At 44.5% G+C, this 23,001-nt stretch carries 23 protein-coding genes and 1 tRNA gene; 7 read left to right on the top strand and 17 right to left on the bottom strand.

All coding sequences use genetic code 11. The features are described from left to right. Positions 1-28 precede the first annotated feature (28 nt). The 5 genes from K2Y18_04750 to K2Y18_04730 all read right to left on the bottom strand — a co-directional run bounded on the left by K2Y18_04750 (position 29) and on the right by K2Y18_04730 (position 2,930). The gene (locus K2Y18_04750) at positions 29-433 is read right to left on the bottom strand and encodes an acyl-CoA thioesterase (GenBank protein MBX9805047.1); all 405 of its coding nucleotides are present in this window, start codon (positions 431-433) and stop codon (positions 29-31) included. 143 nt (positions 434-576) lie between these two features. Then, the gene (locus K2Y18_04745; protein ID MBX9805046.1) at positions 577-1,026 is read right to left on the bottom strand and encodes a DoxX family protein; all 450 of its coding nucleotides are present in this window, start codon (positions 1,024-1,026) and stop codon (positions 577-579) included. A 10-nt stretch (positions 1,027-1,036) separates the two neighbouring features. Next, a complete protein-coding gene (locus K2Y18_04740; GenBank protein MBX9805045.1) occupies positions 1,037-1,786 on the bottom strand; it encodes a DNA-binding domain-containing protein in 750 nt (249 codons plus the stop codon). Continuing rightward, positions 1,770-2,648, bottom strand: coding sequence for a DUF692 domain-containing protein (locus K2Y18_04735; GenBank protein MBX9805044.1), 879 nt, complete (start codon positions 2,646-2,648; stop codon positions 1,770-1,772). The genes K2Y18_04740 and K2Y18_04735 overlap by 17 nt, the downstream gene beginning before the upstream one ends. 36 nt (positions 2,649-2,684) lie before the next feature. Then, positions 2,685-2,930, bottom strand: coding sequence for a DUF2282 domain-containing protein (locus K2Y18_04730; protein MBX9805043.1), 246 nt, complete (start codon positions 2,928-2,930; stop codon positions 2,685-2,687). 420 nt (positions 2,931-3,350) lie between these two features. On the opposite strand from K2Y18_04730, the gene K2Y18_04725 reads away from it, so the two are divergent. Continuing rightward, the gene (locus K2Y18_04725; GenBank protein MBX9805042.1) at positions 3,351-3,572 is read left to right on the top strand and encodes a hypothetical protein; all 222 of its coding nucleotides are present in this window, start codon (positions 3,351-3,353) and stop codon (positions 3,570-3,572) included. Here the strand turns inward: K2Y18_04725 and K2Y18_04720 are convergent. From K2Y18_04720 to K2Y18_04710, 3 genes are all read right to left on the bottom strand, one after another. Next, positions 3,541-4,398, bottom strand: a complete 858-nt coding sequence (locus K2Y18_04720) for a glycosyltransferase family 2 protein (protein MBX9805041.1) — start codon at positions 4,396-4,398, stop codon at positions 3,541-3,543. The two genes, K2Y18_04725 and K2Y18_04720, sit on opposite strands and share 32 nt — an antisense overlap. 123 nt (positions 4,399-4,521) lie before the next feature. Continuing rightward, positions 4,522-4,812, bottom strand: coding sequence for a hypothetical protein (locus tag K2Y18_04715; protein ID MBX9805040.1), 291 nt, complete (start codon positions 4,810-4,812; stop codon positions 4,522-4,524). Between the two features lie 79 nt (positions 4,813-4,891). Then, positions 4,892-5,500 carry a hypothetical protein gene (locus tag K2Y18_04710; protein ID MBX9805039.1) on the bottom strand — a complete coding sequence of 203 codons (609 nt, stop codon included), beginning with the start codon at positions 5,498-5,500 and terminating at the stop codon, positions 4,892-4,894. A 553-nt stretch (positions 5,501-6,053) separates the two neighbouring features. On the opposite strand from K2Y18_04710, the gene K2Y18_04705 reads away from it, so the two are divergent. Next, entirely contained in the window at positions 6,054-6,758 is a 705-nt protein-coding gene (locus tag K2Y18_04705) for a helix-turn-helix domain-containing protein (GenBank protein MBX9805038.1), read from the top strand. A gap of 86 nt (positions 6,759-6,844) precedes the next feature. Here the strand turns inward: K2Y18_04705 and K2Y18_04700 are convergent, their stop codons facing one another. The 5 genes from K2Y18_04700 to K2Y18_04680 form a co-directional block, all read right to left on the bottom strand. Beyond that, on the bottom strand, positions 6,845-8,179 hold the full coding sequence (locus K2Y18_04700; protein MBX9805037.1) for an MFS transporter: 1,335 nt from the start codon (positions 8,177-8,179) through the stop codon (positions 6,845-6,847). A 27-nt stretch (positions 8,180-8,206) separates the two neighbouring features. Continuing rightward, positions 8,207-9,574: an MFS transporter gene (locus K2Y18_04695; GenBank protein ID MBX9805036.1), complete on the bottom strand. Its 1,368-nt coding sequence runs from the start codon at positions 9,572-9,574 to the stop codon at positions 8,207-8,209. Positions 9,575-9,752: 178 nt separating this feature from the next. Further along, entirely contained in the window at positions 9,753-10,367 is a 615-nt protein-coding gene (locus K2Y18_04690; protein ID MBX9805035.1) for a glutathione S-transferase, read from the bottom strand. Further along, complete coding sequence (locus K2Y18_04685; GenBank protein MBX9805034.1) at positions 10,364-11,455, bottom strand: hypothetical protein; 1,092 nt, start codon at positions 11,453-11,455, stop codon at positions 10,364-10,366. The genes K2Y18_04690 and K2Y18_04685 overlap by 4 nt, the downstream gene beginning before the upstream one ends. Positions 11,456-11,464: 9 nt before the next feature. After that, positions 11,465-13,030, bottom strand: a complete 1,566-nt coding sequence (locus K2Y18_04680) for a hypothetical protein (protein MBX9805033.1) — start codon at positions 13,028-13,030, stop codon at positions 11,465-11,467. A gap of 279 nt (positions 13,031-13,309) precedes the next feature. Between K2Y18_04680 and K2Y18_04675 the strand changes: the two genes are divergently transcribed. Both K2Y18_04675 and K2Y18_04670 read left to right on the top strand, forming a co-directional pair. Next, on the top strand, positions 13,310-16,174 hold the full coding sequence (locus tag K2Y18_04675) for an N-6 DNA methylase (protein MBX9805032.1): 2,865 nt from the start codon (positions 13,310-13,312) through the stop codon (positions 16,172-16,174). Positions 16,175-16,274: 100 nt separating this feature from the next. After that, positions 16,275-17,012 carry a PD-(D/E)XK nuclease family protein gene (locus K2Y18_04670; protein MBX9805031.1) on the top strand — a complete coding sequence of 246 codons (738 nt, stop codon included), beginning with the start codon at positions 16,275-16,277 and terminating at the stop codon, positions 17,010-17,012. A 34-nt stretch (positions 17,013-17,046) separates the two neighbouring features. Here K2Y18_04670 and K2Y18_04665 read toward each other — a convergent pair whose 3' ends face one another. The 3 genes from K2Y18_04665 to accB all read right to left on the bottom strand — a co-directional run bounded on the left by K2Y18_04665 (position 17,047) and on the right by accB (position 19,551). Continuing rightward, complete coding sequence (locus K2Y18_04665) at positions 17,047-17,511, bottom strand: RidA family protein (protein ID MBX9805030.1); 465 nt, start codon at positions 17,509-17,511, stop codon at positions 17,047-17,049. Between the two features lie 158 nt (positions 17,512-17,669). Then, positions 17,670-19,016: an acetyl-CoA carboxylase biotin carboxylase subunit gene (gene accC, locus K2Y18_04660; GenBank protein MBX9805029.1), complete on the bottom strand. Its 1,347-nt coding sequence runs from the start codon at positions 19,014-19,016 to the stop codon at positions 17,670-17,672. Between the two features lie 67 nt (positions 19,017-19,083). Continuing rightward, positions 19,084-19,551 carry an acetyl-CoA carboxylase biotin carboxyl carrier protein gene (gene accB / locus K2Y18_04655; GenBank protein ID MBX9805028.1) on the bottom strand — a complete coding sequence of 156 codons (468 nt, stop codon included), beginning with the start codon at positions 19,549-19,551 and terminating at the stop codon, positions 19,084-19,086. A 286-nt stretch (positions 19,552-19,837) separates the two neighbouring features. On the opposite strand from accB, the gene K2Y18_04650 reads away from it, so the two are divergent. After that, positions 19,838-20,467 (top strand): hypothetical protein, encoded by a 630-nt coding sequence (locus K2Y18_04650; protein MBX9805027.1) that lies wholly within the window; start codon positions 19,838-19,840, stop codon positions 20,465-20,467. A 67-nt stretch (positions 20,468-20,534) separates the two neighbouring features. Here K2Y18_04650 and K2Y18_04645 read toward each other — a convergent pair whose 3' ends face one another. After that, on the bottom strand, positions 20,535-21,284 hold the full coding sequence (locus tag K2Y18_04645) for a hypothetical protein (GenBank protein MBX9805026.1): 750 nt from the start codon (positions 21,282-21,284) through the stop codon (positions 20,535-20,537). A gap of 770 nt (positions 21,285-22,054) precedes the next feature. Here K2Y18_04645 and K2Y18_04640 point away from each other — a divergent pair. After that, positions 22,055-22,858 carry a LuxR C-terminal-related transcriptional regulator gene (locus K2Y18_04640; protein MBX9805025.1) on the top strand — a complete coding sequence of 268 codons (804 nt, stop codon included), beginning with the start codon at positions 22,055-22,057 and terminating at the stop codon, positions 22,856-22,858. Positions 22,859-22,924: 66 nt separating this feature from the next. Then, positions 22,925-23,001: transfer RNA gene (locus K2Y18_04635), tRNA-Met, on the top strand.

The raw sequence follows: 23,001 nt of genomic DNA, 5'->3' as shown, positions 1-23,001 counted from the left end.
GATGACGGAACGGGAAGAAAAGACAGGGTCAAGCCTCTTTGTCCCTTGGGTACTCACGGGGTTTATGGTCTTCGTCAATCGCAACAAACGTAAACGTGCCTTCTGTGACTTTGATCACCTCATCTGTTAAGGCGCGCCGCACCCAGGCTTCAATATGGAGGGTAAGAGATGTGTGACCGAGACGTATCACTTCCGCATAGCAGCTCACTTCATCGCCGACAAATACGGGTTTATGAAAGACAAGAGCATCGATAGCAACGGTGACAACACGGCCCTTGGTGCGCACAGAAGCAACATTGCCCCCGGCTAAGTCCATTTGACAAACCAACCACCCCCCAAAAATATCCCCACTTGGGTTTGTGTCTGCTGGCATAGCAATCGCTCGCGTTGACAACAATCGATTCGGTGGCAAATAGGTTTCCATGGTTCGCATTGTCTGCCCTTGAACAAATACCAAAATTCCATGCTGATTCTAGTTTAGGCGACCAATCATTTATTTTTAGTTTATTTTTAAAGGAAATTCTGAAATTGAGTCTTCAAGATAAACAAAGGACAGGGGCCCTGCACCAAGAATGGTCAAACCCCCATTACCTTTACCCTAGACCTCGCGCGTCTAAAAATAAGGTCATCGAGAGAAAGGGGGCCTGCCCCTTTGAGGAGAAGTGTTCCTAATATAAAAGTCCAAAACAAATGCGCCTCTAGAGAAATGTAAGTAAACTGCATCACAGCCGTCATAACAATTAACGGAAGCGTCGCAATGCGGGTCATCAAGCCAAAAACAAGCAAAACAGGACAAACCAATTCAAAGGTTGTCGTTAAATAAGCAGCAATTTCTGGGTTAATCAAGGGAACTTTATATTCATATTTAAACAAGCTGATAGTTGCCCCCCAATGTCTAATCTTATGGTATCCAGACTTCCAAAATATATGAGCTATCCAAATGCGCATCGCAAGGAGGAGTAAGGGAAAAAGATAAACATCCAGCCGATTAAATAAACGTGTTAGGAATGCCACAAGGCGACGCATTTGGCACTCCTTATCGATGTAATAGCGGATTGGTTAGAAGGAAGTTAAATGCTTGACTGGCATTAAACTCTGCGTCAAGCACCTGTGCTGCTGCAAAGGCAACATCAACATCTTGGCCCTCTTTTAGTCGATTCACAAATACAAACAAAGACGGCGTTAACCAAAACACTTTTATGAAACCTTCGTGCTTTACGAGAAGAGCGTAGGAAGAGGTTTGCGTTTCAGGAGGGGCTTTTCCTTCTTGATGTGAAGAAATGATGTCTTCTAAGGGATGAGAAAATGCCATCAATTGACAAGATTTTTGAAAAGAGAAAACAACCTCCTCTTTCCCCGGTTCAATGAATTTCTTCATGTCTTCAGCTGTTAACAAGGGTTCTTCCGGCGAACAATAAGCCTTATGTTTTGCCCATTCATAGGATGCAATCTCAGCCAAATACGGCCAAGAAGCGGCCAATTCATAGCGTTGAATAAAGCTCGAAAATCCAGCACCCCACTCTTCGAGACTCGCCGTACAAGGGAAATTGGCTTCCACATACCCCTGGGCCATGGGACGTGCCATAAGCTCCCCCATCATTGAAAAAACCATCGGAAAATCATTACGTAGAGAACGAATATGAACGGAGAAAATATTGTTATGGTGGATGTCCAACAATTCTTCTTTTGGCAGGCTCGTCTGTGTCATGTGAGACAAAAATTCCTGGTCCCCATGTCCCCGTATGGACTTGCAAAAATCCTTTTGTATTTTAGCCAAAGCTGACATGAGATTGCTTCCTTGGTGAGTTTGAAGGGACGCGAAGGCTATCGAGGAGGTTTTGAGCCTTAGAGGCTTCAGCTAACAAGATACCCAATTCTGGCACTTTCGTATCCCACTCGATCAGGGTTGGGACTGGACCATAGGCTGTCAGTGCTTTTTGATACAGCTCCCACACCTCATGGCACACCTTAGAGCCGTGATCGTCAATCCGGATAGATCCTTGGAGCGTGTGACCTGCAAGATGAATTTCTTTGACAAGGGCCGCTGGGATTGCATTCAGATAAGCTTCTGCATCCCATCCATGATTGCAACAGGATACGTAGATATTGTTAACATCTAAGAGAATACTAGACCCCGTCCGATTCACGAGGGTGGTGAGAAAATCGGCTTCTTCAATCTCGCTAGCCTTAAATTGCAAGTATGAGGAAGGGTTTTCAATCAACAAGGAGCGCTCCAATAGATCTTGAATACGTGAAATGTTTGAATCAAACACATCCAGAGATTCTTTTGTATAGGGTATAGGGAGGAGGTCGTTCAAGTAATACCCGTCGATGCGTCCCCAGGACAAGTGATCTGAAACAATAAAAGGGTTCAAGCGGTCAATAAGCCCTTTCACACGCTTGACATGGTCCTCATCAATGCCATCACTAGACCCCAACGATAAATTGACCGCGTGTAAGCTCAAGGGATAATCCTGGCGAATGCGCTCCAGCATTTTGAATGCAGGCGTATCAAAGTTCAGGAAATTCTCAGCATGGACTTCGAGCCAAGCAACAGGCTGCTTTTCTTTTGTGAATTGGTCGTAATGAGCATGACGCAGACCAATGCCAGCAGAGGCTTGTCGAGGGGGCAATCCCACAAAAGTCATGTCATCTCTCCTCTATTTTGGTCTATACTCTGTTTCCTAATCTTTATCCTTCGACTTGACCCGCGGGGGTGGATGAAGTGAGCCTTTACAGGTTCCTTTCGGAACATACGACCAGGCGTAGGGGTCATTATCCTGAGTTGTCCATCCTGGGCAGCCTTGCTTCTCCCCATGACTATCAAAGCCCGCACAATCATTATCTCCGGCTTTGGCAACCCCATAACATTTTTCTCGGTCACTTTCCGAAGAATCACCGTCCGCTTGTGCTACAGCAATAGTAATCACTGAAACTAATGCAGAATAAAGATATCGGTTCTTCAAGACGATCTTCCTTAATAAAAGATAAATTTTCTCTATTTGCTGCCATTTGTATTATGACAACATTATTTTTTATATCAGACAAGTGGTAAAAAGATTATGAAGATGTTTTTTTTGTACCATATCAAAATGTTATGCTTTTTGGGCAATACTGTAAGAGATTTTATTGGGTGTCTGCTTAAGCGGCCCTCTCTTCCTCACTTTCAAACGAAATTTCCATAAAACCCTAAAAAACTTCACATAGCCACAAAACTTCCTTACATTTGCCCGCTTGCCTTGAATAAACGTTAAAAACTGGTTAATATACTAGCATCTTGAATTGCCCTTGAAATGAAGGGCAATCTTTCCAATATACAACTCAGAATTTACAATGACCCGAGGAAACCCGTGGCTAATGACTTCATCATTATACATAATTTGGTGAACGAACCGTTGTTATCCGAAGTTGCTCAACTGATTGAATCACGTCAGAACGACCAAGCTCTCTTAGAGAAGAAAGTTGATTTTATCGTCAACAACTACCAGAAAAGATGGCCTTTGAAATTGATGAAAATAGGTGGTAACCAAAGTGACAACCTTACTTCTCCCAATGCTCTGGAAAGTATTTGAGGTGGGGCGGCACGACCTCGTTTTGGTCAAATTGTTTTTGGAGGCGTCGATATTTTTCGACGCGACGTAAATACGCCTGGGGTTCTTTCATAAGAACATCATCCTTATGCAAATCATGAATTTTTTGAAACATCTCTGCCCACTGTCCATAAGGCGTATTAGAACACAACCCATCACCCCCATACCTTTGTCGATATTCGAAAAGGGCCTTTGGGATGTAGACAAACCCACCTGAATCAATACAGGCTAATTGCATGATAAATTCAATATCATCCCCAGGGATAATATCTGGGTTCCATTGGACTTTTCCTTTAAATTTCTGAGGCTTTAAAAACAAACCCGTTCCAATAGCCAGCCGAACATTCCAGTTGTAAACATCTTGCAAGCTCACATCCAGCCGTTGATCGGAAGAAGCGGACTTTCGCTTTAGCAGTCTGCCCTCCCGATCATAAAGCTCATAGAAAAAATCACAGTGACTGAGAGCAAAGGATTTCTGATTATCCTTGAAGAGATACTGTATCCCAGCCTCTAAATAGTGAGGATACAAAGGGTCATCGCTGTCGACAAAAGTAAAAATATCCCCTTTTGCCTTCTCCATTCCTAAATTACGTGCCCCTGCAGGTCCGCCGTGATCCTGGAGATGATAATGGAACCTGGTATCGGATCGAAAGGCTTCCATAATATCCTTCGTATGGTCTATTGACCCATCATCGACGACATGAACCTCCCAATGGGACCAGGTTTGGTGTTGGATACTGACCAAGGTCGTGTGCAATAGATTGGCACGATTATAGGTGGGAATAATAATTGAAAAATACGGTTTCATGGGAATTTAATCAAAACAATGGTCTATGATGGGTATAGTTATCCCATGAGGAAGAGGGTGGTCAAGAGTCTTTGCAGGGTTCAAGATGGAAGAAAATTATATTTTTTCAGATAAATCAAATGCTTAATTCACGATCAACTCAGAAAAAGGTTCCGGTGTGACCTCAGCCAAACCATAATCCCGAGGCGTGTCTTGAAGGTAAGGTTGCTTTTGGGAAGCAAAGTTTTCGATCACAACATAGTTATGTTCTTTGCAATACGTCAAACACCACTGTTTCATTTGGCCAGCCCCCATATCTGAGACAACATCCGTTTCTGAAAATTGGTTATCATTCTTTAACAAATACTGAAAAAGATCATTGTAATTGTCGCAAGCGCAGGCGCTGGCTTTGTCTAAACTAAAAATCCAAATCATGATTATGACTCCTTATTATTATTGGGCCTTCAAAGAAGGAGGCCTCTTTTTTTAGGATTACGTCTTCCACAATTTCCCTTTAAAAGGGATAAATTTTTAAATATTGCTTAATTGTGGGGTTCGAACGTTGATCTTGCCATAATGTCTGGCGAAACTTAAGTGTTACCATATCCTTATAGGCGACCCAATCTGCAATTGTTTTTGGGTCTACAGAAATAATCATTTCTGTTTGACTTCCCTTCGCTGTCACGGCTTGGCCTTCATGACTAAGGAAGTCTCTATAAATCTCTAACTCATTGGCTTGAGCATCATCTGTATAAATAATGAGCTTGGAAGCATAATGAGTTGCACAAAATTGGAACAATTGTTCTAAAATCTTCATCTGGAACTCAATCATGGCCATACCATAAAGGCATTCATCATCATTGATAAAATTGCAAAGTTGGTCAGATTCAATGCTCGGAAAATGGCAGATAACCGCCCCAGCGACTTCATCGAGCGATTCTTCTACTTCTAAAACAAGCTCACAACTTAAATAATGGGAAGGGTCTTGGGCTGACATAAGATACAAGTAAGGACCTTTTACCCGAACTTCTGCTGAGAACCCTACAAGATTCTCAGGCGGTGTTAACGCTTGAGGAAGGGTATTGGTACATAGCTCAGTGTTAGAAACGATAAGCTTTAACATGTTCTGGCCCCCTAAATCAACATTGTGGTACCTGTACTTAAACCATAATAACTCAAATAGGTACAGGTATCAATATTTATTTCAAATTTTTTTTTACCCCCTAAAGAAAAGGTTGTTAAAGAGACCTTTTTCCTATTTAAGATAGATAATTCAATACATTAGATAAAACGTCCTTCAACCATGACTCCCCCCTTCTGTACCCTAAATGCCCAAAATTGAGTAAAGAAAAATTGGTACAGGTAGAAATTTTATGTTAAGATTTAATCAAGGACTTTTCGGAAGATGTATCATTACAGCGGTTTTGGCTATAAGAAACCCAAATGAAAGGCCAAATCACTAGGGTTATGGGTCACACTGAAGGTAATTCTTGAGCCACGGTGTACTTAAAAAGGGAAACTGGGATAAACAATATTTATCGGCAAGCGCGTAGAAATTTGCCCTTAAACAATTGAAAGAACTGATATGGTAATATTTGGCACAGCTTCTGTTGATATTTTTAAAAAGCTGCATAGCCTTATATCTTTAGAAAACTCTCAAGATTCAGAGTAATTTTATGGTAAAACACACGACATTAATCGAACGAGGCAAGCGTCTCCAAAGCTTAAGGAAAAAGGCAGGTCTCACTCGACTTGCGTTTGCAGAACAAACAGGAATGAGTGCGAACACCCTTAAAGCCTTAGAGTTGGGAGACCGAGAACTCACCGCCCAAAAGGCCCTTTTATTTTCCAATCTTTTTTCCAGCTTATTTTCTGTATCCTTGGGTGAGGATGCCCATGAAGCGAGCTTTGATTATTTGTTTTATGGGAAAAAGAAGGAATCCGACAGCAACAAGGAAGTACCAACTCCCGACCAAGACACGAGCCTTATTCAAAAAGAAATAAACCTTTTTAAATCTAACTCATCATATCTTACCCTTACCATTTCCGATGATTTGATGTCCCCCTACTACAATGAGAATGACTTTGTTGCCGGATGGAAAGTTATCAACAAAAATCAATATCAGATGTATCAGGGACAGGTTTGTATTATCGAATCTTCAGATGGGAAAAGATTATTAAGAAGAATTATCAAAATTGATAATCGTAAGATAACGACTTGTATTATAAACACAAATGTTAACCCAAATATTAATATCGTCCAAGAGTATGAGGTTCGCGCAATTGCTCAAGCCACACGGCATTGGCACTTATCTGAACTCGTTCGGACGCCCCATGACCTCGCCCAACCCTCTCTTAACTCTTCTAATAAGATCTTGTAAAAATTGAAAAATCAGAATTTTGTGTTCTAAACCCTGAAAATGAAGCAGAAAAAAACACAAGAATTGTTCCTGCTGTACATAATTCCTTATGAAGCTTTTCGCATTAAATTCGGATAAATACCAATGCTCCGTTCAAGATCCTCAAAATATCGTAAGCCATAAAGGTAAGCGAACGTTATTGGTAAGGTGATGAGCCAGAGCCCGTAATGACCAAAAAAGCTACTCAATACAACCAATCCCAAAGAAGTGGCAATATACATAATGACACGGGATAAAGCATACAAAACGCTTGCAAAGGTAAACCGTCGATAGATCGGGAAATGATAAATAAAAATGGCTTGTCCGGGCAAACTATCCAAGGGCAACAAGATGATCATAGCCTGCAGACAGAATAATTGTATCGCACTGTCTACATTCATAATCCAAAGGGGGAGAAGAATCATCAAAGCAAGAATCATGAAACCTCTTACTTTTAAAATTTTGAGAGGGTGGATCTTATAACTTAAGGAGGCCCAGAAAATAGAAGCCCCAACCATGATGATCGATAAAAAGAAATTGTGCCGAATAATTTGTGCAGAAGAATATCCAAAGTTCGCTTTTAGCATGGGGTTAAAATACATATAGGCCAAATAGAAAGTTAACGGCCATCCACAATAGATTAAAAAATAGGATGTTAATGTCTTGATTTTATAGGGTTCTTTCCAAGACGCGGTGCTCCTTGTCCCTTTGCTTATGCCTTTACTATCTTTGCTGAGCTCTTCAATAGCCTCCTTCATCTGTTTCCTTTTCATCTCTAAGAAGTCTGGGGTCTCCCGAAGACGCGTGCGTGCCACGGCCCCAACAAGGGCAATGACAGCACCAATCCAAAAAGCAAGACGCCAATTCATATAGAGGGATGTCACAAGAGTCGCAACACCAAGGGCAGCCATAGCTCCCAGAGTAGAGGCAACGCTCACAAAAGCAACGGCAGGGTAACATTTGGGACGCGGAATGCTCTCTGTTACATAAATTTGGGCGCCTACAATCTCTCCAAGAGAAGACATCCCTTGAACCATTCTGCAAATTGTCACAATCCACGTGGCTGCAATACCAATTTGAGAATAAGTCGGGAGGTTTGCCATAAGGACACAAGAAATCGACATCATCACAGTTGTGATAATGATAGTTGACCTACGCCCGATGTTATCACCCAGCCATCCAAAAATAAGGGCCCCGATGGGTCGCATGACATAGGTGGAACAAAACGCTAGGGCTGCCAGAAATGCGGCTGTCGTTGGATCCGTCTGAGGGAAAAAGAGCTCATTGAGCAGGACAGCCATATGGATATAGAGCATCAGGTCAAAATACTCTAAAAACGTGCCAACCTGTAAGAGTCCTACGACTTCTTTTTGTTCGCGGCTTAGGGTAGAAAACAACTTCATCTATATTCCTTTCTTTGGGGACGCGCTTCAAGCCGCCTTCGATAGGTTGAATGAAACTTCGTGAGCTTTCTTTCGCGTCAGGTTCGGGTAAATTCCCAATTTTCTTTCCAATCCCTCAAAATAAAGAAGGCCATAGAGGAAGGCGACCGTGATCGGTAACGTGATAAACCATAGTCCGAATGGCCCAAAATAGTCCCCCAGAAAAACCAAGCCAAAAGCCGTTATAATATACATGAGCGCCCGGGATAAGGCGTAAAGAAAACTACCAAAGGTAAAGCGCCGGTAGATGGGCAAATGTATATAGAACACGGCTTCTCCCGGCATGCTCCCAAGATGAAGAATCAGAATGCTGGCTTGAAGAAGGAACAAATGAACCGGGCTATTGAGGGTCAGAATCAGAAACGGCATCGCGAGCATCAGGGAAAATATGAATACCCACTTTACTTTCATAATCCGAATGGGGTGAAAGCGATAGCTCAACAAAGCCCAGAAGATGCCCGAAACAAGAGGAACTATCGACAAATAGAAATTGTGCATAATAATTTGGGATGACGTATAACCGAAATCCTGTTTCAGCATCGGGTTAAAATACATATACGCCAAATAAAAGGACAATGGCCAACCACAATAAACCAAAAAGTAATAGACCAATGTTTTTACTTTGATCGGCTCTTTCCAAGGCATCGCCGCAGTCGATCCGGGATCAGTATAATCCTCATCACTGCTGAGCTCAGCGACTATTTCCTTCATTTTTTGACGTTTCATTTCTAGAAATTCTGGCGTTTCCCGAAGACGTGTCCGCGCCACGGCCCCGACAAGAGCAATGACAGCCCCAATCCAAAAGGCGAGGCGCCAATTCATATAAAAATTCGTCACCAAAGCCGCCACGCCAAGGGCAACAATCCCTCCCAGCATAGAAGCGAGACTTACAAAGGCCACCGCGGGATAGGAGAAGGGTCGAGAAATACTTTCTGTGACATAAATTTGAGCCCCCACAAATTCACCCATGGAAGACATCCCTTGAGCGACTCTACATATCGTCACAAGCCACGTTGCGGTGATGCCAATCTGAGAATAAGTCGGCAGATTCGCCATCAAAACACACGACACCGACATCATCACCGTTGTGATGATGATAGTTGATCGGCGCCCGATATTATCCCCCAGCCACCCAAAAATCAGCGCGCCGATGGGTCGCATGACATAGGTCGAACAAAACGCTAAGGCTGTTAGAAGAGCCGCCGTGTGAGAATCTGTTGCCGGGAAAAAAAGTTCATTGAGAAGGACAGCCATGTGGATATAGAGCATCAGATCGAAGTACTCTAAAAAAGTCCCGATCTGCAAAAGCCCCAAGGCTTCTTTTTGCTCATAACTTAAAGATGAAAACAATCCCATATTTTCTCTTTCTTCTTTAAATTTTAATACCCTTATAGGTAATAATTTTGTTTTTAGTGTCAATACTAAATTTTATTATAATCAAAACTATGATTGCATAAACCACGCGAAATGGGGGTGCGACTAATTGTCCTATTTGCGGGTCGATGAAAATTTTATGAAGATTGAAGAGAGGAGATTAGAACACAACCAAGAGTGGTTGGGTACCGTTCGACCATAGGGGATGTCTCTCCATTACCCCTTCAAACAGAGCGCTTGAAGTTAAGCGCTCCAACCCTGATTTTAACCGCGGATAGGGTTGCTCCGCAAACCATGCCGGATTCACCTTTTCAAATTGCCGCACGAAAGGCAGTACCCCCATGTCGAGGAGGGATAATTCTTCTCCGGATAAAAAAGGCGACGCGGGCGCTTCCAACTTCTTCAAAAAAACCGCGCATTGGTCTCGATAATTCGAGCCTTCTTCTTCCTCATAACGTCCGGGATATTTATACCGATCCAACGCCTCCTTAAATGTCGTGTCATTTTCCATGATAAGAACCGCCCAATCAGGCGGCAGATCGGTGACTTTGAAGGCCCATTGCATGATGTCGAGACTTTCGTTTAAGACCGTTCCATCCTCCAGTTGCAACACCGGAACCGTCCCTTTGGGGGAGATTTCCAGCATTTCCCGCGGCTTATTTTTCAGGTCAATTTCCCGATGCTCATGACTCACCCTCGCTGTATAAAGGGCGAGACGCGCGCGCATGGCATAGGGACACCGGCGAAAGGAGTAGAGAATGGGAAGCGTGGTCACGAGGGAAGCGCTTTCTTAATGTTTGAAAGCTCATACAAAATCCGGGAGACATTGTCCAGAAGATTTGTGGCATCTGCAATTACCGCTGCATCTGTTTTGTCTTCAACTTTCTTTCCTGGCCCGATGACACGCACGCAAATATCCGGCCGCCCCGCTTGAAGTAGGACACGGCGAATCACACATTCTTGATAGAAATTGTAAGGTTGATTCGAGATGGCCACGTACATGCCAGACGACGGTGAGAACTCCTTCAGCCATTGTACAATCGTCCCTTCCGTGTTGGCTCGGCGCCGGTCACCCTTCGACGAATAGACAAACTTGATCCTATTCTCATCCAAAGAGGCATGTCGTGATTGTGAAAAGACCAGCTTGATCATTCCTGCCTCATCAGAAATCACGAGATCCGTTGGTGCCCAATCCCCTCGAAAGGGTATCAGCGCGTTGTTCGGATCCATCAGAATGGTGGTCGTCTCGCCCACTTTTTCATCCAACTTTCGCTCCCCCGTGAGGACATATACGGTGAGATCCGGGGAGAGTTTCTTTGATTCGTAAAGCTCATTCAAGAAGGCCAAGCGTTTGCGCACAGACCCCAAAGTTGATCCCAAGAAAAACACAGCATTTGGGAGACCTGTTGGATACATACTTTCAGCCTGATGAAGTGTCTCTAAATTCAAACTCACGATATGGTCGGCTTGTGCGCGAGAAAGTTTCGGCTTCAACGCATCCGCTTCCCATCGTTCTGTTTTGGGAACCCCGAACCAGGTAACCGCCGGATCAATCTTCCCTTGAACGGCTGCTGCCACCTCGCTCACATCCCGTGATTTGATCTGCAGTCTAACCTCCGGCCAGTCCTTCTCTGGCGGTAAAGCATCGTTGGCAATGCGGATCCCCGTCAAGCCCATGAGACGCACGACCGCATCCGTCACCTCCGCCTTGGGGGTTATATAAAGCGCTTCTGTCGTACTCGCACAAGCACCGCTTGGCGTGGGGTGTTCAATCTTATTCATCACTTTCCATGTTGCGATAGACACAAGGATCAATGCAATGAAAAGTGAAATGACGCGTTTTGTAAAAATTTCTTTGATCATCTATGTCTCCTACATCCGCGCCTTGCGCAACGCCTCATACAATTTTCTAGCCGCCTCTTTTTCCGCATGAACTTGGGATTGGTCACTCACCGCTTCTGCTCGAAGAGCACCTGCTGCCACCTGAACGCGAACCTCCATTTTGCCACTTGTGTACACGGGCTTGCCAAAATGCCTTTCCTGACACAGTGCAGTGAGCGCTTTCCTCACTTGTTTCAACCCAATGACCTTACCGGTAATTTTCGTATAGGCGGCCAGGGCGGCATGTTTTTGAGTTTTATTTCCCAAAACTTCAAACGTCCCCACCCCTTCAATTGTCACAGATGCGGTCGACGTTGTGGCACCTTCCAGAACCGTATAAACGGGATCTCCTTCATGCAAATGAACACACAGATCCTGAAGCCGTTGCTTTGCTTTCTTCACACTCACCGTTTCTGAAAAAACCGCAGGAGCTGCTTTGGTTACTGGGACTACCGGGATTGCAGGGGCTGCAGGGACTACCTTGACAGCAGAGACCGCTGAGGCTTTAGGGGCAACAGGAGCTTTTGGAGCCGCCGCCACTTTCTTAACACCCTCTGCGGCTTTGGGGCTTAGACCCATGGTTTGAGCAGCGAGCTCCCGCAAAAGTTTAACCGCTTCCTGTTTCGATTTTCCTTTGAGTGTTTCGGAAAACCTAGCTTCATCAAATTTCCTCAAGACCTGGGCTGCACAAAGCTTCTTAACAGCACTTTTTGAACTTCCCTCATAAGCCGCTGTAAATGGCAAATCACAGAAGTGCAATTGTCCCCGAAAGGGAGCCTTTTTGCTCGTCCATTTGTAGGTCGGGCTCGGGAGATTATGGGCCAGACGGAATGCTTCAAGTTGTGTTTTGACGTCCCCCACAACCTTAAACGCTTGCGCTTTCAAAACAACTGTGGGAGGCATTGGAGTTATTTTAGCTTGCGCAGGAACAACCACCGCAGCTTTGACGGCAACTGGCTTGATTACGCCATTGGAAGCCCCATTAGAAACCACAGGAGACAACCCATTTGTTGGCGCATTGGACAACCAATAAGTCACAATAAATTTTTCAGCGCTCTCCTGTCCCCCATCCAGACAAATCGCTCCAATCAGCGCCTCACACGTATCAGCCTTAATCTTCTTCAAGCCTTCACCATTGATCTTATGAACCGGATTGTGTCTCACAAAAGGAAACAACTGCAAGCGATCAAAAACGGCAGCATTATTTTCGTTGGAAACGATCGTCGCCTTTTTCTCGGTGAGCCACCCTTCCCCTTGAGTTGGATTGGCATCCATAAGACGCCGCGTAACGACCCATTCTAAAACTCCATCGCCTAAAAATTCCAACCGCCCAAAGGGAAGTTGATTCGTAGGCGCCACACCTGTATGGGAAAACACCTTGTCGAGATAAGAAGCATCCCGAAACGTGTACCCAATGTGCTTGGCCAACGTCTTTACATCCCATTGTGTATCTTGAGTCTTCGCGCCTCTGGTATCTTCCGCCGCGCGCGTCCCCGCGACCTGCCCGCCGATAAACGCCATACCCAACCCCAAAATCATTAAACTTTTCAAACCCATAACAGACTCCTTTTTTCATGAAAGTGACGCTGATGAAACAATTGTCAAAGAAGCCACCTTAGCGCCGATCGCCTCTCCAAATCTCGAATAGAAAGGACCATATTAATTCAAATTTTCGACAAGGGGAAGTGGGCAAATGGGGGGGGTGGGGAGTACTACAAATAAAGGCTAAACGAATTCATTCATATTTTATACATGAAGCCTTAATCTTTACCAAAATTTAACTTTTCTCGAGAGATCCTAATTCTAAAGCACCATCTATGATAGGTACTCGGAGAAATGGGATCATTAACAGCTCAGGAATTTATTCATAGATGGAAGAATACCAACCTTAGTGAACGAGCGGGCTCTCATTCTCATTTTATAGATTTATGTCATCTATTAGATGAGCCTACACCCTCAGAATCTGACCAAGAAGGTAGCTGGTATACCTTTGAAGCTGGCACAAAGAAAGCTGGGGGAGGACATGGTTGGGCAGATGTTTGGAAAAAGGATTGCTTTGCATGGGAATACAAACGTAATCATCGTGACTTAAAAGAGGCCTATAAGCAACTCGTTCTTTACTCAAGAGAGCTTTACAACCCTCCCCTACTTATTGTGTCAGATATGGATACGATTGATATTCATACTAATTTTACAAATAGTATCCCTAAAACTCATCACTTGGAGCTTGAGTCTTTAGAGGACCCTAAGAACCTTCATCTACTAAAACAGGCATTTTCTGAACCAGAAAAATTGAATCCGGAAAAAGAACGAGAGACTCTTACAAGCGAACTTGCTAAAGAATTCGCTGCAATTGCAAGAAGTCTTAGAGAAAGGGGGCATTCTCCTCACCAAGTTGCCAATTTTGTTAATAAGATAGTTTTTTGCTTGTTTGCTGAAAATATTGGCCTTTTGCCTAAGGAAGAAGTTTTTAAAAGTATTCTAAAAAGAGGCCTGAATGCTCCTACTGAATTACCTGGATTATTAAATAAGTTCTTTCAAAGCATGAAAGAAGGGGGAGATTTTGGGGAACATAAAATTGATTGGTTCAATGGAGGAATTTTTTCTGACAATGAGTCTCTTTTGCTAATACCAGAAGAAATCAAAAATATTCTAGAAGCTTCTAAGTATGATTGGAGTGAGGTTTCTGCTACTATTTTTGGTCAAATGTTTGAAAGAGGTCTGGACCCAGATGCGCGTGCTCAATTGGGTGCACATTATACAGGAAAAAACGATATAATTAGAGTATTAGAGCCAGTAGTTCTTCTGCCTTTACAAGAGAAATGGAGACTCGTTAAGGAGCAATGTCAATTTCAACTAGCTAGCGCAAAAAGAAATAAGCAGAAAGAAACTCATAGAATTTATTCACAATTTCTTGAGGAACTTAGGGCCACTCGCGTTTTAGATCCTGCGTGTGGGTCGGCTAGTTTCTTGTACACTACTCTACAATTGCTAAAGGACTTTGAGCATCAAGTGATGTGTGAAGCTGAAAAACTTAAGATTAGGCAGCGAGAATTTCCGGAAATTGGTCCCTCATGCTTACTTGGAATAGATACTAATGAATATGCCGTTGAATTAGCAAAAGTCACTATTTGGATAGGTGAAATACAATGGATGATTAAAAACGGCTTTGGGCTAAGGAAAAAACCTATCCTCAATAGGCTTGATAATATTCAAAAGCGCGATGCGTTAGTCAACGTTGATGGAACAGAGGCACAATGGCCAACAGCAGATTTCATTGTTGGAAATCCCCCATTTTTAGGGGATAAGAGACAACTAACTGAACTTGGAGAAGAGGATGTTAGCAAGATTAGGAAAGTATACAAGGGAAGAGTCCCAGCAGGCGCAGATCTTGTAACATATTGGCTTGAAAAGACTGCCAAATTAGTCAAAGAAGGAAAAGTTAAAAGAGCTGGTTTTGTAACTACCAATTCAGTTCGTGCTGGACAAAACCGTAAGGTAATAGAAAATCTGCTCGAGTCATGTACCATTTATAATGCCTGGAGTGATGAACCCTGGACAATTGATGGGGCTTCGGTAAGAATTTCTATTATTTGCTTTGCAAATAAAAATATATTGAACGCTATAAAACCCTTAAAATTAAACGGGAAGGAAGTAAAACAGATTTTTTCCAATCTTACTGGTAGCTTAAAAGATGGCCCAGGTTACGATATTACTTTAGCTAAGATATTAAAGGAAAACCAACTCATAGCATTTATAGGGGATCAGAAAAGTGGCCCCTTTGAAGTTAGTGGGGATTTAGCACGAGAATGGATTAAGTTATCCTTCAATGCTAATAAAATGCCAAACAGTAATGTGCTTTTTCCATGGATAAACGGGCGTGCCATTGTTCAAAGGCCATCAGATACCTGGATAATAGATTTTAATTCTGTTGAAACAGAATTAGAGGCTTCGTTATACGAAAAACCCTATAATTATATTTTTAATCATGTAAAGCCAGAGCGTAACAAACATCGACAAAGCACTCGTACAAAGCCATGGTGGATTCACGAATGTCCGCGTCCAGAAATGCGAGAAGCTATAAGACCACTACAAAGATATATAGCTACTCCTCGTGTAGCCAAACACAGGCTGTTTGTCTGGGTTGATAAAATCGTCCTCCCTGATAGCAGATTAGTAACTATAGCAAGTGAAGATGATATTATGTTTGGGCTTTTACATTCATATTATCATCAATTATGGACTTTGAAGATATGTCCATATCATGGAGTTGGGAATCATCCCACTTATTCGCATACTGTTACTTTTTTAACTTTTCCCTTTCCAAGTGGCTTTAGCCCTGATCTTCTTTCCTCTATTACTAACGATAACCCTCTCGCACGAAACATAAGAGACATTGCCAAACGCTTAAATGAACTTCGAGAAAATTGGTTAAATCCACCCGAACTTATTAAAAGAATTCCAGAAGTTGTATCGGGGTATCCTGATAGAATTCTTCCCATAGATGCGGAAGCAGAACTAGTACTAAAGGAACGCACTTTAACAAACCTTTATAACAAAAAACCACATTGGTTGATTTCCATTCATAAAGAGTTAGATTCTGCTGTAGCAAAAGCATATGGATGGCCAGAAGATTTAACAGATGATGAAATTTTAGAAAGACTTCTCCAATTAAATTTAGAAAGAGCTACGCATCAGTAATTATTGATTTACCTTGATAGGTAGAAACCATTAACCCTTCTTCAAGCACTTTCTGCCAAACTAGAAGGAGTATCCAACGAATCGTCGATACAGGACAGATATGGCGGCTTTTTATCAACCCAACCAACTCGATCCCTTTAAACTCAGACGCTCCAAGATTGAACTGTTCACTCAGTGTCCGCATTGTTTCTATTTGGATCGTCGGTTAGGCATTAGCCAACCCTCAGGCCCATCCTTTACCCTAAACATGGCCGTCGATGCTTTATTGAAAAATGAATGCGACGGGTATCGGGCGAAGGCACAGCCGCATCCCATAGCTGTTGAATATAAATTAGACGCCATTCCCTATCTGCCTAATCCGGCGGATCTGCTCCCCACGTGGCGCAACAATCGCCAGGGCATCGCGTACCTCCACGCCCCGACCAACTTTCATGTTTATGGAGCCATTGATGATGTCTGGGTAAATCCTAAGGGGGAGCTCGTGATTATTGATTACAAAGCCACGTCCAAGAATGGTGAGGCTGTTCTAGACCAGGATTATCATGATGCGTACCGCCGCCAGCTCGACATCTACGTTTGGCTCTTCAAGATGAATGGTTACCCGGTTTATGACAAAGCATACTGGCTGTATTGCAACGGCCTCAAGGATGCGGAAGCCTTCGACAACTGCCTCCATTTCAAAACCGTGTTGATCGAGCATCCTCTCGATACAAGCTGGATTGAGGCGAAACTCACGCAAGCCCATGGGTGCCTGAATGCGTCCGACGCTCCCTCACGAACTGCGGGTTGCGATTATTGTGCGTATTTGACTAAGATTGAAACAACACGGAATTTTTAATTATTAAATTCGAAATACTTTTATGCAACACCCCTCACCGAATCAAAAACGTCGCTTCAACCTCGACCGCGGCGCCGAGAGGGAGCGCGGTCACGCCAACAGCGGCGCGGGCGTGGCGGCCTGCCTCCCCAAAGACGGCGACCATGAGGTCGGAGGCACCATTGATGACTTTTGGTTGGTCCGTGAAATCGGGGTCGCACGTAACGAACCCACCGAGGCGCACACAGCGCTCAACACGGGAAAGATCGCCGGCGCACGCAACTTTCAATTGGGTCAGGATGTTGATGGCACATTGGCGCGCGGCCGCTTGGCCTTCTTCCACGCTCAAGTCCGCGCCGACCTTGCCTTTGTAAGCCACCGCGCCGTCTTTCATGGGGAGCTGACCGGAGATGATCACGAGGTTTCCCGCAATCGCATACGGCATATAATTGGCAACCGCTTGGGGCGGTGTGGGGAGGATAATACCGAGAGATTGGAGATTTTGGTCAATGGATGCCATGGGGTTCCTCTTTCGTATAACGTCAACTTATAGGCCATTATAACCGAGTATTTTTCTTCCTGGCTAGGAAGCACTTGATGAGCAACCGGAGTGTACATCAACGTACATGAGGATTGCGAATCAAGGGCTGACGACGTCCGGGGAGGAAAAGACGAAGGTTAGAAAGATGGGTCTTTTAACTTCTTTTCCAACCAGTGGATATCGTAATCCCCGCTCTTTATATCCGCATCTTCTGCCAATTTGCGGTGAAGCGGCAGGATGGTTTCGATGCCATCGATCACATATTCACGAAGGGCGCGTTCCACCCGCTTGAGGCACTCTGCGCGCGTGTCGCCGTACACGACGAGCTTGGCCACCAGGCTGTCATAATGGGGCGGCACGTGATAGCCCTGATAAAGATGACTGTCGATGCGCACACCCCAACCGCCAGGCGCATGATAGCCCGTGATCTCGCCGGGGGACGGCACAAACGTCTCGTGATGTTCCGCATTCACGCGGCACTCAATGGCATGGCCCGTAAATTTGATGTCTTCTTGTCGCAACGTCAGCGGGAATCCAGCGGCTACCTTGATTTGTTCTTTGACCAAATCAATGCCCGTGACCATTTCCGTGATGGGATGTTCAACCTGTAGACGCGTGTTCATTTCCATGAAGAAGAATTCGCCGTCTTCATATAAGAACTCGAGCGTGCCCACACCGCGATAGCCCATTTTCTTGATGGCTTTCGTGACAATATGGCCAAGCTCAATGCGCTTTTCAGGGGTCAGGCCTGGCGACGGCGCCTCCTCCCAAATCTTTTGATGGCGGCGTTGGATGGAGCAATCGCGCTCGCCCAAATGAACCACATTCCCGAAAGAGTCCGCCAGAATCTGAACCTCGATATGGCGAGGACGGCGCAGGTAGCGTTCCATATATACTTGATCGTTGCCAAAGTTCGCTTTGGCTTCCGCGCGGGCCAGGCGCAAGGCAGACGGCAGTTCTTCCGCGTTGTTGGCGACTTTCATACCCTTACCACCACCACCGCTCGTGGCCTTAATGAGCAGCGGATAGCCGATCGACTCACCGAGTTTGATCGCTTCTTCATCCGTATCCACACCGCCCTCTGATCCAGGGACAACGGGGATACCGAGCTCAATCATGGTCTTCTTCGCGGTGATCTTATCGCCCATCATGGTGATGTGCTCCGGCGTTGGACCAATAAAGGTCATGCCGTGCTCTTCGACCATGCCGGCAAAGGCCGCATTTTCGGACAAGAATCCCACGCCCGGGTGGATGGCGCTGGCGCCCGTGATATCCGCGGCACTGATCAGCGCCGACATCTTCAAATAACTATCGCGACCCGATGGCGGCCCGATGCATACACTTTCATCCGCCAGGCGCACATGCATGGACGTGGCATCCGCAGTGGAGTGCACCGCCACGGTCTTGATGCCCATCTCGCGGCAAGCCCGTTGAATACGCAAAGCAATTTCACCGCGGTTTGCGATCAAAATCTTCTCAAACAACTTCGGTTCTGGAGAAGAAACAGCAGGCTTTCGAGCCGGTTTAAGGGAGGAGAGTATCGTCATCGTACTATTCAACAACCATCAAGGGTTCGCCAAACTCAACGGGGCTGCCGTCTTTCACAAAGATTTGGGTCAACTTCCCACTTTGAGCGGCTTTAATGGGGTTCATCACCTTCATGGCTTCAATAATCATGAGCGTTTGCCCGACCGTAATCATATCGCCCACCTTCACGAACGGGGCCGCACCAGGCTCAGCGCACATATAGGCCGTGCCGACCATCGGGGATTTGACCGTTCCCGGGTGAATGCTCGATGCCAAAGGAGGCGGCGCTGCAGGGGCTGCGGCGTCATGACTCGGTATGGCAACCGGCTGCGGGGCGTCCGTATAGACAGTTGCCGCTTGAACACCGCCCCCGCGGGAAACCCGGATGCGGCGGCCATCATCTTCATATTCAATTTCGGTTAATTTCGTATCAACAAGGATTTCTGCGAGTTGACGAATCGCATCGCCATCAATTTTAAACTTTGCTGTCATAGATAACGGAACCCTTTAATCTATCAAAATATTGGTGACTTCTACGGTTAGATATAGCGGTTTGTGCCCAATCCTGCAACCTTTGCGTTCATCTCCCCTCAAAATGAAGTCCTAAAATGAGCCCATGGCTTACCCCCTGGCTCACCCCCTGGCCCACCAACGAGTGAAATTAAGGGGGTTGCAAAAGATATTTATATATACTAAAAGTTGTGTGGATGAGTTATTTTTATTAAATTTTAACACAAATAACACATCCTTAAGTTGCACCAACAAAAGGAGCATTATCATGAAAAACAATACACTCTTCTTCCTCTTGACCCTCATCCTTACGATCCTCCCCGGCAAAACAGTCGATGTTCTTGGGGAAACCTTGAGCTGGGAAAATCCTTTTCGCCATGAAACCGCCTCGCCAGTGGATCAGTCACCGTCGGCGCCCCCTCTCCTCGATATTGTGGACGACCGCATTGGCGGTGACCCGAAAATCAACGTGCTGGATCGGCTTCAAGAGTGCATAAACACCTTAAGCAGTGATGCACCAACCCTGGACGCAGCTGTCAAAGTCACCATGAAAAAGAGAAGGGAAGAAGCCTCACCAAGGTATATCTTCTTAGGTGAGCCGCGAAAGGAACGGCGCCCCCTCGTATCGGTGATCCCTTTGATGAAACTGGAGACGAAACCGGACACAAACTCTCCCCAGGCCAGACTCCAAAAGCTGCGTGAGCAAGGAAAGATTGGGGATACCGCCTGGAAACTCCTCAATGGCTCAAACAAAAGCCTTGCAGCGGCGCTGTCGTCTACCATTCTAAAGAGCAGCTACGATAACCCTGGAAAAATTATGGATGCTTTGAGCATTGGCACAAAGAGCTTTAAGTTAAGAATTAATGGTAAGGAGCAAGGTCGGTTATACAAATTTTAACAATAGGTTATCTCCCTACCTCAATAAATTTCAGTGGTAGGGAGGTGCTATATTTCCTTGATATCGCTTAAAATCTATAAATCATTCCAACCTTAATAATATGCTCTAGAGTCCCTGCCTTAACAATCCCTTGCTCCCGGTATAGGTGATTTATTGGAAACTCAGTAGTTTTATGCGTAGCTGCTTTCTTTGGCATGAAAGAGTAGCCAAATCGAAACTTCAAGTTTTGAATGGCCTCGGTCGACGTTTCGATGCCGACTTCTGTTAATAAATGATGGGATCTTTTGGAAAAAGGGGCTGAAATTTGATCTGCTTTTTCAAATATATTATGAGAAAACCTTGCTGATTTAATCCCCACGCCCCCATAAACCATCGTGGTCGGGGTGACCAAATACCCCAGACGCGCCAGCACCCCTGCGCCCAGACCTTTCCGACCAGATTTGTAGATGAAATTGACATCCTCCGCAACTTTCTGACTTCCCCCTTTCGCCCAATCGATCTTTCCTTCGACACCCCCATAGAAGCATCCCCAAAACAGCCGCCCCCAACCCAAAACAATTTCTACTGTGGGCATTCCTCGCGCTCCGGTTGTGTTATTCATGTCCGCATTCTTGTTCGCCGGATCCTGTTTCGCATCCAGGCTCGTGGTTTGGTGCAAATGACCCAAGTGAACACCCACATACGGACCATCAAATGATGCTTGAACCTCGCCAATCCCCCCCGGAAGACCTAAGAGGAAGCCTCCCAAGCCAAACAATCCAGCGCAAAGCGCGCCTTTTTCCCCCATTATCCTTTTTAATTTCGTAAAGCAATCCATAAAATCCTCCTCCATCACAAATGATTATTGATGTCGATTCATCCCCTGAAACACATTCCCCTTACTCATTGAATTCATTCATTGAATTTCCAAGAGTAGAAGTCGCTTATTCTATAGGTATGGATCACTCAATCGTCAATTTTTCTGGTTGCCCATACAGGTATTGCCCATACCTTATATCCCCCCTATTCCCTTGGAATGATGACTAAATTGGCCAGAGAGTCTCTTGGAGCGAAGTATTACGAAACGTGGTAGGCGCGCGATCAGGAGGCGCGAGAGCATGCCCCCCGTCTCCCGTGATCAAATAATCGCAATATGCGACGATTTGACTCTTGACTGTTGGATTTTTTAAAGCATAATAAAATTGATGTTATAATAATAAAAAAATAAATTTAACATCTCAATAAAATGCTTAAATATTTGTAACGTAGTACTGTAAAGAAAATTGTCGCGGATTATAGGCTCCGCGTGGCCTTGAGAGATAAAATCGGAACATATTATCTGCTCATTGTTTCGTACAGCAAACTAAAACGATATACAAGTTCGACACCTCAGATATGCATAGATTTGCCGTGAAACAGTTCGAATAATATACGGAAAATCTAAATTCTTCGTCATGATTTTTACAGTACCTACAGCAATATTTTTTGTGCTAAGTTTCTTCTATCACTCTCGAATAAGTCGTAAGCTAAAAGTTACTACAGACAACAGAAAGTGGTTTGAGCTCTCAAAAAGTAGAGGGTCACATTGTTGAAAGACGTGTGATAAAGATGATGACAAATCTTGATTGCCAATGGACACTCGAAGCTGCTCAAGAAGTTGATAAAATTACAAAATTCTTCTTAGTCCCAAGAAAAATCGCCTACTTTCAGTTCCGACGGATATATAAAGATAACACTTATATTGTCCTTTCAAACCACCCTCATTTTCTTAATGACTTTCTTGAAAAGGGGTTTATTGAACCCTCGGTACATCGACCTATCTTAACACGACAATCCTTTATCCTGTTCTGGGATGAGTCCTTCTCTGAATCCCTTCTCTCTTGCATGAAAGACCGAGATAGAATTTACCATGGCTTAAGCATCATAAACCGTCGAAAAAATTTTTATGATTGTGCCTCTTTTGCAATGCCTGAGCCTCATCCGTCCCCTTACATATACTATTTGCATATTATGATGGAACTTCAAAGATTCTCAGAAATTTTTCCTTCCCTGGCCCGCAACCTTATTGAAAAGGCACCAAAGGAGCCCCTGAAACCCTTTGTGCCAGACTACATAACACATGAGGATATGTTTTTGCCCAAACGGTCAATTCAATATCCCATTGGAGAGGACGCAACGAACTATATAACAACCTATGAAGCGTTGTGTGCTCAGCTGTTTCTCGAATGCAAATCTTACAAGGAAATCGCCTCAATCCTTTCCATAGCCCCCTCAACAGTTGAAACTCATCTGAGAAGACTCAAGGAGAGAACCGGTTTATCAATTCATGATATACTTTTACAAACATTCCATGAGCCTAAGAAAAAAAAGAATAAACACCATCGCCACTCCCCCAACCCCCAAAAACTATAGATTTTAATTGACTCTTCATGATATTTTCGTATTCTGTAACCTAATTGCCTGACATTTGTGATTTCAGGGCCTGTAGTTCAGTTGGTTAGAACGCACCGCTCATAACGGTGTTGTCGTAGGTTCGAGTCCTACCGGGCCCACCA

This window comes from Alphaproteobacteria bacterium (assembly GCA_019746225.1).
GTDB lineage: Bacteria > Pseudomonadota > Alphaproteobacteria > Paracaedibacterales > VGCI01 > VGCI01.
The sequence above is the reverse complement of the archived record's forward strand: the minus strand, read 5'-3'. Positions and strand labels throughout refer to the sequence as shown.

Excerpts from the sequence above, each read along its gene's own strand:
- K2Y18_04650 (MBX9805027.1), top strand. The coding sequence starts at position 19,838 with ATGAAAAACAATACACTCTTCTTCCTCTTGACCCTCATCCTTACGATC.
- K2Y18_04705 (MBX9805038.1), top strand. The coding sequence starts at position 6,054 with ATGGTAAAACACACGACATTAATCGAACGAGGCAAGCGTCTCCAAAGC.
- K2Y18_04750 (MBX9805047.1), bottom strand. The coding sequence starts at position 433 with ATGCGAACCATGGAAACCTATTTGCCACCGAATCGATTGTTGTCAACG.
- K2Y18_04715 (MBX9805040.1), bottom strand. The coding sequence starts at position 4,812 with ATGATTTGGATTTTTAGTTTAGACAAAGCCAGCGCCTGCGCTTGCGAC.
- K2Y18_04695 (MBX9805036.1), bottom strand. The coding sequence starts at position 9,574 with ATGGGATTGTTTTCATCTTTAAGTTATGAGCAAAAAGAAGCCTTGGGG.
- K2Y18_04675 (MBX9805032.1), top strand. The coding sequence starts at position 13,310 with ATGGGATCATTAACAGCTCAGGAATTTATTCATAGATGGAAGAATACC.
- K2Y18_04685 (MBX9805034.1), bottom strand. The coding sequence starts at position 11,455 with ATGATCAAAGAAATTTTTACAAAACGCGTCATTTCACTTTTCATTGCA.
- K2Y18_04740 (MBX9805045.1), bottom strand. The coding sequence starts at position 1,786 with ATGTCAGCTTTGGCTAAAATACAAAAGGATTTTTGCAAGTCCATACGG.
- K2Y18_04640 (MBX9805025.1), top strand. The coding sequence starts at position 22,055 with ATGATGACAAATCTTGATTGCCAATGGACACTCGAAGCTGCTCAAGAA.
- K2Y18_04645 (MBX9805026.1), bottom strand. The coding sequence starts at position 21,284 with ATGGATTGCTTTACGAAATTAAAAAGGATAATGGGGGAAAAAGGCGCG.
- K2Y18_04665 (MBX9805030.1), bottom strand. The coding sequence starts at position 17,511 with ATGGCATCCATTGACCAAAATCTCCAATCTCTCGGTATTATCCTCCCC.
- K2Y18_04745 (MBX9805046.1), bottom strand. The coding sequence starts at position 1,026 with ATGCGTCGCCTTGTGGCATTCCTAACACGTTTATTTAATCGGCTGGAT.
- K2Y18_04735 (MBX9805044.1), bottom strand. The coding sequence starts at position 2,648 with ATGACTTTTGTGGGATTGCCCCCTCGACAAGCCTCTGCTGGCATTGGT.
- accB (MBX9805028.1), bottom strand. The coding sequence starts at position 19,551 with ATGACAGCAAAGTTTAAAATTGATGGCGATGCGATTCGTCAACTCGCA.
- K2Y18_04670 (MBX9805031.1), top strand. The coding sequence starts at position 16,275 with ATGGCGGCTTTTTATCAACCCAACCAACTCGATCCCTTTAAACTCAGA.
- K2Y18_04700 (MBX9805037.1), bottom strand. The coding sequence starts at position 8,179 with ATGAAGTTGTTTTCTACCCTAAGCCGCGAACAAAAAGAAGTCGTAGGA.
- K2Y18_04720 (MBX9805041.1), bottom strand. The coding sequence starts at position 4,398 with ATGAAACCGTATTTTTCAATTATTATTCCCACCTATAATCGTGCCAAT.
- K2Y18_04680 (MBX9805033.1), bottom strand. The coding sequence starts at position 13,030 with ATGGGTTTGAAAAGTTTAATGATTTTGGGGTTGGGTATGGCGTTTATC.
- K2Y18_04710 (MBX9805039.1), bottom strand. The coding sequence starts at position 5,500 with ATGTTAAAGCTTATCGTTTCTAACACTGAGCTATGTACCAATACCCTT.